Below are 14316 nucleotides of genomic sequence, written 5' to 3'. Positions count from 1 at the left end.
ATCTTGAATAATTTACTTGGAGCTATTGAAGCTGGAGGCACTAAATTTGTATGTGGCATAGGAACGGGTGATGGAAAAGTTGAGGAAAGAATAAGTTTCCCGACATCAACACCGGCTGAGACGATGGCAAATGTGGACTCTTTTTTTAAAGGTAAAGGGGTGAAGGCTATCGGAGTAGGATCATTCGGTCCAATCGACCCTGTGAAGGGAAGTCCTACCTATGGATATATAACTACAACACCTAAGCCACATTGGAGTCAGTATGATATTGTAGGGCATTTGAACTCACAATTTAATGTTCCCATCGGTTTCGATACGGATGTGAATGGTGCTGCTCTTGGTGAACATCTATGGGGGGCTGGACAGGGTAAAGACAGCTGTCTTTATATTACTGTAGGTACAGGCGTAGGAGCAGGTATTGTCGTCAATGGAGGGCTAGTCCATGGTCTATCTCATCCAGAGATGGGACATATATTAGTGCGTCGCCACCCAGAGGATTCATTCGAGGGGTTCTGTCCTTATCATAACGATTGTTTGGAAGGGCTTGCAGCAGGTCCTGCCATTAATAAGCGTTGGGGTGTTCCAGCAGTTGAACTAAGTGCAGATCATCCAGCATGGCAAATGGAAGCCTACTATTTAGCCCAAGCCTTAATGAATTACATATTGATATTATCTCCTGAGAAGATCATTATGGGTGGTGGTGTCATGAAGCAGCAACAGCTGTTCCCACTTATTCGTAAGGAGCTTAAACAATTATTGAATGGTTATGTTCAACATTCAGCTTTAAACGACGAGATTGAACAGTACATTGTCTCACCACAACTAGGTGATAATGCAGGTCTCTCGGGGGCACTGGCATTAGCGAAGATGGCTTTGGAAGAGGACTAGGATCTCAGGGGATTACTTAATTATTATTGACGATATGGTAGTTTATGTTATTATTGGATTAACAGTATAGCAATGAAATGATGAGGAAGCACCTCTCTTACTTTTATGTAAGAGAGGTGCTTTTTTTGTGTTGTACTGAAACAAGGGAGGTGTATGTCATGCAAATCGTATTTATGAATCGTCTGGTAAAGGGATTGGGAAACAATGAGATACTAGCAGCACAAGTATGGATCGGGGAGGAGGAAGGCGTTTGGCATTTAGGTTGGAGAGATTTACTTTTAAATGATGAAATAAATGACAGCGTCTGGTATGAAGGGGGGGCGTGGAATGAAATGTTATGCATTTATCGACATGGTCTGTCAATGAAATTAGTGGAAGGTTATCGCCCTTTAATTGAAGGTGTGTTTCATGAAGATGAGGAACTACGAGGTAAAGGGAATACAGTGCAGAAGTTATATTGTTACAGTGAGCTCCATTTTCAAGAGGATCTTTATGCGCAATTAAGCACTTGGAGACGAAAGAGAGCAGTATCTGAACATAAAGCCCCTTATTTCATTGCTAGCAACAAAGTCCTCCGGCTTATTAGTACTTTCATACCTCATAATGCAGAGGAGTTGTTACAATTACCAGGAGTTGGTGTCAATAAAGTAGAAGAGTACGGTGCAGATATATTAGAGATCACCTCTTCCCTGGAACGCAATCATTGTTTTCCCTTGGATTGGGTGTACACGTCATTAAGTGAAGAGGCGTATATGTCGTGGGTATTTAAACAGAAGGAACAGAAATATAAAGATGAACTTGATAAATATAGAATGCACCATAAGCTACTACAGGGTATTTCTGAGAGGAAAAATTTAGATGAGCTAAGTCAGGATTGTAATATGAAACGTAAAGAGTTAATTGAGGCTTTGGAAGAACTAGAGAAAGAGGGGTATAGTACAGAGACCTTGATAGAGATGGAATTACAGGGCATGAATAATGAGGAACAAGTGGCTGTATGGTCAGCATTTGAAGAGTTGGGGGACATCTTCTTGAAGCCTGTACTGCTACGTGTGTATGGAACCGAGAAGGAATCTGTGAAGGTTGGGAATATAGATCAGCTATACGAACGCATACGGATGATCCGCATCCGCTTTCGCAGAATGTTAGACTCTAGGAGAAACGTAAGTTAGCATAACAAAGGACGAAGAATTTCTGCATTCGGAGCAGTTCTTCGTCCATCTGTTGTATGATTTAGATCCAATCTTTTTTGCGGAACGTATAGAACATCCCGAAACCCAGTACCACCATAAAGCCAAGGACCACATAATAACCATATTTTGATTCTAGCTCTGGCATATGGACAAAGTTCATACCGAAGATACCAGTAATAAGTGTTAGAGGCATGAATATGATGGTAATTGCAGTGAGTACTCTCATAATTTCGTTCGCGCGGTTGTCGATACTAGACTGATATGCTTCACGTAAGTTACCCATGAGATCGCGATATGTTTCGAAAGCTTCGGATACTTTCACTGTGTTCTCATAAATATCGCTAAAATATTTCTGTAACTGATCGTCGATCAGTCGAAGATCTTTCTTGTTCAGGATATTAATCACTTCTTTTTGTGGAACAAGAGCCTTCTTCAGCCATAATATTTCACTGCGTAAACCAATAATTTCAATCAAGTGGGTTTTCTTAGTGCGCATCAGGATATCTTCTTCTAATTTCTCGATCTTGGCTTCAATGCGGTCACCGACAGAGAAATAATTGTCTACAACTAAGTCAATAAGTAGATAAAGAAAACGATCCGGTTCGCTGACTTCTTGCTCCCAAAGTATTGGTTTTAATGTACGAAGTTCATTAATTTTCTGATTGGTAACCGTAATAATATAATGTCTTCCTAAGAATACGCTAAGTGCGCGTAGAAATATTTCTTCATCATCAAATCGAATACTATTAATGACTATGAAGTAATGGCTCTCATATATCTCAATTTTAGGACGTTGTTCATCTTCATGTAGGCAATCTTCTACTGCTAAGTCATGTAGTGAGAATAAAGGTTGTAGCTCTACAAGATCTTCTGCATCAGCATCAATCCAATAGAATCCTTCTGTGGGTGGGGTCAATGTTAATTCAATGTTATCAATTGGGGTAAATACACCTTCATTTACCAAACGTATCTTCATCTATTATCACTCCTTCATCCCCAAGATTGCGTGGGGAAGCGCCAAATACGCGCATACGAAAGAGAATGGTCTGTCGGAGGGAGCGGGAGGCATTCGTTAAATACTCTCCACATGGAAATGAATAATACCCACTACCGACAAGCTTATTCTCAAGGTATGCGATTGTAATGCAAGTTGAATCAGCTCAGGCCTGGGGTCGCCATCCATCTTCCATGTCACCTCTTTCATTTTCCGATTTTCAATACTTGTATAGTATAACGCCCGGTCATCGACCTTACAAGAACAATTATGATCAGCTAATTCTAGTCTACAGACTATTCAATAAGTAAGGGAAATGTGAGTGGGAAATATGAAAATGAGTTCTGGTTCTTGACGAAGACGTGTAGATGATTTAAAGTTAATCTAAATTACATGTTTAATGTGATTTATTAAATTACAAATAAATGAATACAGCGAAATCTTATCAAGAGCAGGTGGAGGGACAGGCCCGATGAAACCCGGCAACCGGCGTTTAACAACGTACGGTGCTAATTCTTGCAGGAAATGATGCCCATATTGGCTTCGTTTGCTGAGAGATGAGAGAGGCGCATATATTAAGCAATTATGACCTTTCTCCTGAATTTGGATAAGGGTCATTTTTGTTTAAAAATGGCTTTCCTCAGAAATGATTATCGCCAGTTTCAGCCAAAGGGAGTGTAATCATAATGCCGATTAAGATTCCAGATGCGTTACCTGCTAAGGAAATTCTAGTGGGGGAAAATATATTTGTCATGGATGAGAGTCTTGCATACCATCAAGACATACGCCCACTACGTATTGCTATTCTAAACTTAATGCCTACGAAAGAAACAACAGAAGCTCAAATTCTTCGTCTGCTTGGAAACTCACCCCTTCAAGTAGATATTGTGCTACTTCATCCCAATTCCCATACGTCCAAGAATACATCTGAGGAATATTTGAGAACCTTCTACAAAACGTTCGATGAAGTGAAATTCACTCGCTTCGACGGATTGATTATTACGGGTGCTCCTGTCGAACAAATGGAATTCGAGGAAGTTAATTATTGGGGTGAACTACAAGAGATATTCGAATGGAGCAAGACGCATGTCACTTCAACACTTCATATTTGTTGGGCTGCTCAGGCTGGACTGTACTATCATTTCGGTGTTCCTAAGTGGGAACTGGATGAGAAAATATTTGGCGTATTTCCTCATACGGTGGCCTTGCCAAATGTGAAGCTGCTGAGAGGATTTGATGAATTATTTCACGTTCCTCATTCTCGTCATACAGAGGTTCGACGGAAGGATATCGAAGGGATCGACAAATTAGAAATTTTATCAGAGTCTGAAGAGGCTGGTATATATTTAGTAGCTACAAAGGATGGCAAACAAGTTTTTGTGACCGGTCATGCGGAATATGATCCCTTCACACTGAAGTGGGAATATGAACGGGATATTAGCAAAGGAATGGATATGGCGCTTCCACAACATTATTATCCTAATGATGATGCTGATCGGGTTCCCCCTGCTGTATGGAGAGCACATGCTAATTTATTATTCGCAAATTGGCTGAATTACTATGTATACCAAGAAACACCTTTTGATATAGGCGAAACTGCTGAAGTCTGGCCACAAATATAGTGAGGGATAGAATAGGGAGGATATAGTATGGAGAAGAGGTCGTTACAAATTGAAAGTAGATTGGCGCAAATTGGTTCTATTGAAGAGCCTGTGACAGGAGCCGTTAATTTTCCGATCTATCAAGCTACTGCATTCCGTCATCCTGGACTTGGTAAGAGCACAGGATTTGATTATTCTCGAACAAAGAATCCAACCCGTAAGGTATTGGAGGATGCAGCTGCCGAACTTGAATCAGGAGATGCAGGGTTTGCATGTAGCTCAGGAATGGCTGCGTTGCAAACGGTTTTTACACTTTTTGGTCAGGGGGATCATCTGATTGTATCTCTGGATTTGTATGGAGGGACATACCGTCTATTAGAACGTATTCTTTCTAAATTTGGTGTAAGTGCCTCTTATGTAGACACGAATGATTTAGATGCTTTGGAGACGGCAAGACGTTCTAATACAAAAGCAGTTTTTATAGAGACGCCAACCAATCCATTAATGATGATTACCGATATAGAAGCCGTCTGTGCATGGGCACAACGACATGAATTACTTACCATCGTGGATAACACATTGATGACACCGTTCTTTCAACGGCCGCTCGAATTAGGGGCTGATATCGTTGTGCATAGTGCAACTAAATATTTAGGTGGTCATAATGATGTATTAGCGGGTCTGATTATTACTAAAGGACAAGAGTTGTCTGAAGAAATGTCCTTTCTGCACAATTCCATTGGAGCTGTTCTCGGTCCGACGGATGCTTACCAATTAATGCGTGGAATGAAGACTTTAGCACTTCGGATGGAACGTCATGAAAGTAATGCAGTTCAGATTGCTCAATATTTGCTCACGCACTCGGCAGTAGCTGAGGTATATCATCCTGTTCTACCGGATCATCCAGGTCATGATATTCAGAAAAAGCAATGTAGTGGGAACACGGGAATATTCTCATTCAAAGTGAAGGATGCTCGCTATGTTGAACCTCTATTAAGAAATGTCCGTCTGATCGCTTTTGCAGAGAGCTTAGGCGGAGTAGAATCCTTAATGACATACCCAGCTGTGCAAACTCATGCAGACATTCCACTGGAAATTCGCGAAGCTATTGGTGTAGATGATCGTCTTCTTCGTTTTTCGGTAGGTATAGAACATGTGGATGATTTAATTGCAGATTTAGGTGGAGCACTTGATGCAGCGCGTCAAGAAATCGAAGGAGGAGAACAACGATGAGTGAATCCCAGAATTCGTCCCGTAATGAACTGAACTTTGCGACGAAATTACTCCATTTTGGGTCGGAAATTGACCGTACTACTGGAGCTTCAAGTGTACCCATTTATCAGGCATCAACGTTTCACCATGAAGATATTTTTAATCCACCACAGCATGATTATAGTCGTTCAGGGAATCCAACTCGTCAAGCGTTGGAAGATTACATCGCTTTGTTAGAAGGTGGAGACCGAGGATTCGCATATTCTTCCGGAATGGCGGCGATTTCTAGTACGTTTATGATGTTCTCATCGGGAGACCATATAATCGTGACGGAAGACGTGTACGGGGGGACATACCGATTATTAACAAGTATCTTAAGTAGACTTGGTATTGAGACTACGTTTGTAGATATGACAGATGTAGATAACGTGAAGGCTGCATTGAAGCCTAATACCAAGGCTGTATATATGGAGACACCTTCTAATCCTACCTTGAAAATTACAGATGTTGCTGCGGTTACAAGCTGGGCGAAAGAACATGATCTGATTACGCTGTTAGATAATACGTTCATGACTCCGTTATTTCAGCGTCCAATAGAGCAAGGTGTAGATATTGTGTTACATAGTGCTACCAAATTTCTTGGGGGTCACAGTGACGTTCTTGCAGGTCTAGCGGTAGCTCGGACAGCTGCCCTAGGCAAAGAATTGAAGCAATTGCAGAACGGATTAGGTACGGTGCTTGGACCTCAAGACTCATGGTTACTTATTCGTGGAATGAAAACGTTAGAAGCGCGGATGAACCATAGTGAGATTAGTGCAAGGAAGCTAGCTAATTGGCTGGATGAACGTAGTGATATCGTCAATGTATTCTATCCAGGTTTAGCGAATCACCCAGGCCGTGAGAATCACGAGAAGCAATCCACAGGTTACGGGGCGGTTGTATCCTTCGACGTAGGCTCTGGTGAGCGGGCTAAACAAGTGTTGAATAGTGTTAGACTACCGTTGGTTGCAGTAAGTTTAGGTGCTGTTGAGAGCATATTGTCTTACCCCGCTATGATGTCTCATGCAGCTATGCCACCTGAAGTTCGAGCAGCACGTGGGATTACAGATGGATTACTTCGATTCTCGGTTGGACTAGAGCATATTGAGGATTTGATCCAAGATCTTGATCAGGCATTACGAGGATAATAATTACAGAAGGGTTGTCTTAAGGTGTGTCTTAAATGGCATATAATTAAGATAACCCTTCTTTTGGATCGTCTGTATGTAGTATGAAAATGTAGGTTATAGCTGTCATCCTACACGACTATTATTCAAGTAATACTTCAAATTAAGTTTTTCTATCCTAGACAGTATGTTAATATGGAAAGGTCAACATATGGTGAAACGTTAGTTCATCTTATATATGTGAGACTATCCTATAAATTTATATTAAGGGAGGTTACCAGTCGATGAGTACGGTAGACCGTATCCTAGATAGAGTACTAAAAGGCGAACGCCTTGAACTGGAAGATAGTGTTAGGTTGTTTGAAAGTGATGAGATTGAGAAGTTAGGACATACAGCTGATATTCTCATGAGACGTAAACATCCAGATCCGATCACAACTTTTGTTATAGGTCGCAATGTGAACTATACGAATATATGTGATACATATTGCCGTTTTTGTGCATTTTATCGTAAGCCTGGTTCACCTGAAGGGTATGTATTACCTGATGAAGTGATTTTTCAGAAGATTAAAGAAACCGAAGATGTTGGCGGTACTGAAATTCTAATGCAGGGTGGAACCAATCCCGATCTTCCATTCAGCTATTATACAGATCTCCTTAAGGCCATTAAGCAACGTTTTCCAAATATTACGATGCATTCCTTCTCTCCGGCAGAGATTACTAAGATGCAGGAAGTTTCAGGAGGGCTCTCTTTGGAAGAGGTTGTACGTCTGCTTCATGAAGCTGGACTCGACTCTCTTCCTGGAGGCGGGGCTGAAATTCTGGATGATCGCATACGTTCGAAGATTAGCCGTCTCAAAGGGACTTGGCGTGAGTGGATGGATATTATGCAGATCGCGCACAGACAAGGGATGAACACAAGTGCAACGATGGTTATTGGATTTGGTGAAACGATGGAAGAGCGTGCCCTACACATGTTGCGAATCCGCCAAGCTCAAGATGAATGTATTAGTAATAAGTATAACTCAAAAGGTTTCTTAGCATTCATTCCCTTTACTTTCCAACCTGATAATACGAACTTAGTGCGTGAGCGTGAAACGCCTGAGGCGTATCTTAAGACTGTTGCCATGGGGCGTATTATACTTGATAACGTGCCACACTTGCAGTCCTCTTGGGTAACAATGGGACCAGAAGTAGGGAAATTGTCTTTGAGCTATGGATGTAACGATTTCGGAAGCACCATGATGGAAGAGAATGTGGTTTCATCAGCGGGAGCTGTTCATAAAGTGAACATAGAATCGATTCTTACCTTGATCCGCGAAGCAGGTAAAATTCCAGCCCAACGGAATACGAAATATGATATCTTAAAAGTGTTTGAAGAAGGAACACATGCCGATCGTGACTTTGTTATGCAGAACTAATATTTATATACACGAGCCCTGCTTTCTTAACTGAAAGTGGGGATTTTTTTAAATTGATGCATTTAATCTATCCGAATAGCGGTCTTTCTACGGTCTACAGCATTGAAATTCAATAACTATCCTTTTCAAACCCTTAGAGAGAGGGTACCTGAGAAATCTTAGCTTGTTTTCCAATAACCCCTTCCGTATATCCCTTGTTCAGAGACCATATACTTAACAAGGATAACGAAAGGAGTGATCTCCATGGAATGGTTCAGAATAACCGTTAAGACAGTTTCCTCTCAAGAAGAGGATTCTTTCTACCGTATCGTTACAAAAAAAAATAAAGAACTACATAAAAAATTCAAATCGTTGAAATTGAGTCACACTACCCATGAAGGATTATCGGTATGGAAATGTACTGGGAGCGAACAGAAGGTATCCATGGGAGATGAGAAAGGCTCCTTATTTCATTCGGTGGCTGAAGCAGTCGCTGAAATCATATTAGAAATCAAAGAAAAACAAATAGTGGAGGGGCTTCTTGATAAAGAGTTCGATTTCTCAGGTAAGGAGGAATCTGAACGTATTGTGGAACATTGTTTATCTCTATTGGCCAAAGGGGAAGAAACACCCAATGAATCATGGAAACGTCGACATAAAAAGTTAATAAAGCCTATAGAGCTATGTCTGTTGGAGTATCCAACCTTTAATCTTGATGGTTTTATATCGTTCAGGCAAAAGGAATACGCATCAGAGTTGAGAGAAATTGTGGAATATGCCGTGGATGAATTTCTAGTTGATCGACAATACGAGGAATTTGTAAGTTTGCTTAAGTATTTTGTGTATTTTCAAGAGCCGCAAATTCCAGTGGTTCATGTGGTTCATAAGAGCGGGCAGGAGCTCTTATTGTTTGACCAAAATATGAATCGGCTTGAAAAAAGGCCGGAAGATGGCGTAGTTGTGGAGAGACTGGATCAAAAGGACATGGAAATGGAAGATGTCGTTGTCAGTACACTCATTTCTGTTTGTCCTGCAAAAGTGATTATCCACACGCGAGAACCTCACATGCCAGCGATAAAAACGTTGGTCCAAATTTTTGATAAAAGAGTTGAAATATGTCACCTTTGTACAGAATGCCAAGCTTTTTTTAAAGAAAAAGAGAAGATATAACTTGACGGTTCATATCAAGCAGAACTATAATGATTGATGAATTCACCAAAAGCTTTGACAAAGATATGAGCCATCTAGACATGGACCGTAAAGAGAGAGGGAACAGAGGCTGAAATTCCCTTCGGTTACCAGCTATGGTTTACCCCTTTGTAGCTGCGATTATGAACCTCAACCGAGAATATCAGTTGAACAGTAAGAATTGCCGGATCATACCCGTTATATAATGCTGATGAAGGACTTGAATATACATATGTGAGTAAATGTATATCCAACTGTTGAATTAGGGTGGAACCACGGGTATAACACTCGTCCCTTTACTGGGATGAGTGTTTTTTGTTGTCTTTTTATAGAATTTTAGAGGAGGAATTGACGTGGCAGTGAATATTAAATTACCGGACGGATCCGTTCGGGAGTATGCAGAAGGTGGCAGTATTGAAGATGTTGCAGCCTCTATTAGTAGTGGGCTTAAGAAGAGTGCTGTAGCGGGTAAGTTGAACGGACAAGTGGTGGATTTATCCACAACGCTAGAAGAAGGTGCCTTGATCGAGATCGTGACTTTGGATTCTGCTGAGGGATTAGAGGTTATGCGGCATAGTACAGCCCATTTGATGGCACAGGCAGTTAAACGGTTGTTCGGAAATAAAGAAGTGAAGTTAGGGATTGGACCCGTTATTGAAGATGGATTCTATTATGATATGGATCTAGAGCATCCGCTTAATCCAGAGGACTTGCAGAAGATTGAGAAGGAAATGGAACGAATTATTAATGAGAACTTGCCAATTACGCGTAAAGAGATCAGTCGTGAAGAAGCGCTACAAATATTCGGCGAACTTGGCGATCCATACAAGCTGGAGCTTATTAATAATTTGCCTGAAGACAGCATTATATCGATGTATGAACAAGGTGAATTTTTCGATCTATGCCGGGGACCTCACGTACCATCCACAAGTAAAATCAAAATCTTTAAGCTCATGAATGTGGCGGGTGCATATTGGCGTGGAGATAGTAAGAATAAAATGTTGCAACGGATTTACGGAACAGCTTTTGTTAAAAAAGCTCAATTAGATGAGCACTTGCACTTCCTAGAAGAAGCCAAGAAACGTGATCACCGTAAACTAGGTAAAGAACTGAAGATGTTCACTTTTTCCCCACTTGTGGGTCAAGGACTTCCACTTTGGTTACCAAGAGGGGCTAAACTACGCCGTACATTGGAACGGTATATTGTAGATTTGGAAGAAAGCTTAGGGTACGACCATGTCTATACTCCTGTTCTGGGTAATGTTGAACTGTATAAGACATCCGGTCACTGGGAGCATTATCAGGAAGACATGTTCCCGATGATGGAACTTGATAATGAAGAGCTGGTGCTTCGGCCTATGAACTGTCCTCATCACATGATGGTGTATAAGAGTGATATGCGTAGCTACCGTGATCTTCCAATCCGTATTGCGGAGCTTGGAATGCAACATCGTTACGAAATGTCTGGAGCTCTCACTGGATTACACCGTGTTCGCGCGATGACACTGAATGATGCACATATCTTCTGTCGTCCAGATCAGATCAAGGAAGAATTCAAACGTGTCGTTGGACTGATCACCAAAGTGTATGAGGATTTCGGAATTAAGGAATACCGATTCAGATTGTCTTATAGAGATCCAGAAGATACTGAAAAGTATTGGCCTGATGACGAAATGTGGGAAAATACTCAACGTATTCTCAAAGAAGTTGTAGAAGAGATGGGACTTCCATACTTTGAAGCGATAGGTGAGGCTGCATTCTACGGTCCTAAGTTGGACGTACAGGTTAAGACTGCATTGGGCAAGGAAGAGACATTGTCAACAACTCAAATTGATGTTCTATTACCTGAACGCTTTGAATTAGAGTATATTGGTGATGATGGTCAGAAACATCGTCCTGTCGTTATCCACCGTGGTATTCTAGGCACAATGGAACGGATGACTGCTTTCTTGCTGGAGAACTTTGCGGGAGCATTGCCGCTATGGCTGTCTCCAGTTCAGGTTAAGGTTATTCCTGTGTCGGGTGCTTTTGAAGGATATGCCAACGAAGTGGTCGATAAACTGAAGCTTTCGGGTATCTCTGTAGAAGCTGATCTTCGCAATGAGAAGCTAGGATATAAGATTCGTGAAGGACAGCTTGAAAAGATTCCTTACATGTTCGTTATCGGTGAGAATGAGATGAATGATCAATCGGTATCGGTACGTAAGCGCGGTGAAGGTGATATGGGTGCTAAGCCACTTTCTGAAGTAATTGCCATGTTAAAAGAAGAAATTTCAAATCATGTTATTTAAGTAACGCTTATTTCATTAACACTTATTCCATTAACACACATTATATTTAGTTTTAGAGAATCCTTTGCCATGTATATAAATCTGAAGTTATGGGAAACCTCGCTAGTAAGGGGGAGATTTTCTTATGAACCAGGTAAAATCATGGCAGAGGATTTTGTTATGTGTTGGATTGTTAAGTGTGCTTGCAGGGGGAAGTAAGACACATGCATTCATGTTCAGTGAAGGACTCCATGAAGATTCATATATGAAGAATAATGATAGCAATTACATTTACTCATGGGCTACTGCATTCTCATGGGCTAACGCTTACTTAACGGCTAGCGTATATACGATTAGTAATAAGGTACTTGTGGCTGACCCATCACTTCAGAAACTTGCACCTAAGAACCCAGTAACGAAGAAACCAACAGCAAAGAAACCATCACCCAAAAAACCATCACCATCTATAGCGGTGTCGGCTCCACGCGCAGAGCAAGTCATTGATGTCGTTAAAGTATCTGCTACAGGATACAGTGCAGGATACGAATCTACCGGTAAAAGGCCAAGTCATCCTCAATATGGAATCACCTATTCAGGTGTAAAAGTGAAGCGGGACAAAAATACCTTATCCACAATTGCAGCTGATCCCAAAGTATTTCCTCTTGGGAGTGTTCTATATATTCCTGGATATGGCTATGGTATTGTTGCAGATACGGGTTCTGCTATTAAAGGAAGAAAGATAGATCTGTATTTCGATTCTGTTAAGCAGGTCTACAAGGAGTGGGGCAAGAAAGATGTGGAAGTGCTTATTATTAAGCGCGGAAGTGGAAAATGTACGGAAGAAATGTTGGCCACATTAGGTAAAGCTATTCAAACCTATAAATCGTTACCGGCTTTCGTGTTGGAAGAAGCCATATGATAATTATTTTGTCGCCTTCTGCATAATAAACTGACAATATCGCATACTACGGACTGGGATAACTTCATTAGCCCATTTATGTATGTCAGTATATCCAGTTGAAGAGGAGGTGGATCTCATGGCTAACAATCAAAATCAGAATCAAAACCAGGCCCCAAAGAAAGTACAAGACAATTACAAAACTCCTGATGAAAAGTTCAACGCTGAGTTTGGTGAAGATAATGGTGCTGCAACTCCAAAAATCCAGAAACCAAACAAAGTTCAGGATAACTACAAAACTCCGAATGAGAAATCTAATTCTTAATAAAGGTTTATAGAGTATTGAAGGGAGTATCCCCAAAGCCAAGAAGTTGGTTAGGGGATACTCTTTTTTATTTGTGTGAATTTTATGTAATTATTATCCATGCGTATCAGTCTCAAGACCGAGAACAGGATCATTCCTCCGCCGCTATTGAAATAGCAGAATCTGATGTACAATTTAGTCAATGATAAAGATAAGGGGATATGATGATGAAAAAATCGTGGTTCGATCGTATATTTGGCGGAGCGATATTGATCGGTATTGGGTTACTATTTCTACTTCAACAAATGGATATAATCGATGTAAGTATTGGAGGACTAATCTCCACCTATTGGCCACTTATTTTAATATATATAGGGTTCAAGAATCTTGTAACTTCACATAGTGAAAAAGGTTCCTTTCTAGGATCCTTTATCATGATCATCGTAGGGGTGTATTTTCAATCACGTTCATTAGGCTGGATTGGGGTATCCCCAGGTGATTTTTTCAGATCTTTAGTCCCTGCTGTGTTAATTATATGTGGTATTTATGTGATTATAAAACCACGGCATCCTAAGGGGAGTAAGCATGTAGAGCAACCGATCAAACCGGATTTATTTCCACCCAATCCATCGGAGTTACCTGAAACACCAACTGAATCGACACTTGATCAACAATTTGAAGAGAAGTTCGGTATTTCTTTTGCAGATGAGAAGAAGGAGCGGGCACAAGAAGCTAAGGAACATAATCGTCGTGAGCGAGAAGCAGACGAAGAAGAGCATCAGCATTATAATCGTGAAAAGAATAAAGGATCTAAACATGGTGAGAGAGTGAATAAGTCTACTTTTATCGGGGATGTGCATATGGGCCGAGATTACTTCGAGCTTAAACCAACGAATGTATCACAATTTATTGGGGATACAGTGATTGATCTTACGAATGCTCAAATTCCATATGGGAAGACAAGAATTAATATCTCTGCGTTCATCGGTGACATAAAAGTGTATATACCTGAAGATATGGATTTAGGAGTGAAAGTGAACTCCAGTTCTTTTATCGGAGATATGGCTGTTCTATCGGAATCGCGGAGCGGATTTATAAGCTCAATCCAATCTTCAACGCCTTTTTTTAGAGATGCTCAGAAGAAAGTCATCATTAATGTGAGTGCGTTTATTGGCGATATCAAAGTGACCAAGGTAGGTTAA

The 14316-nt window shown here is 40.8% G+C and carries 12 protein-coding genes and 1 riboswitch; of the genes, 11 read left to right on the top strand and 1 reads right to left on the bottom strand.

What is annotated here, in order from left to right; translation table 11 throughout:
* The first annotated feature begins 3 nt into the window (after positions 1-3).
* Together J2T13_RS05700 and J2T13_RS05695 are read left to right on the top strand one after the other, a co-directional pair.
* Positions 4-888 (top strand): ROK family protein, encoded by an 885-nt coding sequence (locus tag J2T13_RS05700; protein ID WP_429369188.1) that lies wholly within the window; start codon positions 4-6, stop codon positions 886-888.
* 158 nt (positions 889-1046) lie between these two features.
* Positions 1047-2060, top strand: coding sequence for an HRDC domain-containing protein (locus J2T13_RS05695; RefSeq protein ID WP_429369186.1), 1014 nt, complete (start codon positions 1047-1049; stop codon positions 2058-2060).
* A gap of 61 nt (positions 2061-2121) precedes the next feature.
* Here the strand turns inward: J2T13_RS05695 and corA are convergent, their stop codons facing one another.
* Positions 2122-3057 (bottom strand): magnesium/cobalt transporter CorA, encoded by a 936-nt coding sequence (gene corA, locus J2T13_RS05690; protein ID WP_429369184.1) that lies wholly within the window; start codon positions 3055-3057, stop codon positions 2122-2124.
* A gap of 457 nt (positions 3058-3514) precedes the next feature.
* Positions 3515-3639: riboswitch (SAM riboswitch) on the top strand.
* 122 nt (positions 3640-3761) lie between these two features.
* On the opposite strand from corA, the gene metA reads away from it, so the two are divergent.
* From metA to liaF, 9 genes are all read left to right on the top strand, one after another.
* Positions 3762-4697 (top strand): homoserine O-acetyltransferase MetA, encoded by a 936-nt coding sequence (gene metA / locus J2T13_RS05685; protein WP_429369182.1) that lies wholly within the window; start codon positions 3762-3764, stop codon positions 4695-4697.
* A 27-nt stretch (positions 4698-4724) separates the two neighbouring features.
* Positions 4725-5909 (top strand): aminotransferase class I/II-fold pyridoxal phosphate-dependent enzyme, encoded by a 1185-nt coding sequence (locus tag J2T13_RS05680; RefSeq protein WP_429369180.1) that lies wholly within the window; start codon positions 4725-4727, stop codon positions 5907-5909.
* Positions 5906-7075 carry a trans-sulfuration enzyme family protein gene (locus J2T13_RS05675; protein WP_429369178.1) on the top strand — a complete coding sequence of 390 codons (1170 nt, stop codon included), beginning with the start codon at positions 5906-5908 and terminating at the stop codon, positions 7073-7075. The genes J2T13_RS05680 and J2T13_RS05675 overlap by 4 nt, the downstream gene beginning before the upstream one ends.
* Before the next feature lie 263 nt (positions 7076-7338).
* A complete protein-coding gene (gene mqnC / locus J2T13_RS05670; RefSeq protein WP_429369176.1) occupies positions 7339-8475 on the top strand; it encodes a cyclic dehypoxanthinyl futalosine synthase in 1137 nt (378 codons plus the stop codon).
* Positions 8476-8718: 243 nt separating this feature from the next.
* Positions 8719-9624, top strand: coding sequence for a putative sporulation protein YtxC (locus tag J2T13_RS05665; protein WP_429369174.1), 906 nt, complete (start codon positions 8719-8721; stop codon positions 9622-9624).
* A gap of 371 nt (positions 9625-9995) precedes the next feature.
* On the top strand, positions 9996-11933 hold the full coding sequence (gene thrS, locus J2T13_RS05660; protein WP_429369172.1) for a threonine--tRNA ligase: 1938 nt from the start codon (positions 9996-9998) through the stop codon (positions 11931-11933).
* Positions 11934-12282: 349 nt separating this feature from the next.
* Entirely contained in the window at positions 12283-12831 is a 549-nt protein-coding gene (locus tag J2T13_RS05655) for a 3D domain-containing protein (RefSeq protein WP_429369442.1), read from the top strand.
* Positions 12832-12949: 118 nt separating this feature from the next.
* Positions 12950-13135, top strand: a complete 186-nt coding sequence (locus J2T13_RS05650; RefSeq protein WP_429369170.1) for a hypothetical protein — start codon at positions 12950-12952, stop codon at positions 13133-13135.
* 206 nt (positions 13136-13341) lie between these two features.
* The gene (liaF, locus tag J2T13_RS05645; protein ID WP_429369168.1) at positions 13342-14316 is read left to right on the top strand and encodes a cell wall-active antibiotics response protein LiaF; all 975 of its coding nucleotides are present in this window, start codon (positions 13342-13344) and stop codon (positions 14314-14316) included.

The sequence above is a fragment of the Paenibacillus sp. DS2015 genome (genome assembly GCF_050433705.1).
Lineage (GTDB): Bacteria > Bacillota > Bacilli > Paenibacillales > Paenibacillaceae > Paenibacillus_AQ.
Note: the sequence above shows the minus strand (reverse complement) of the source record. Positions and strands in the feature narration are given on the sequence as shown.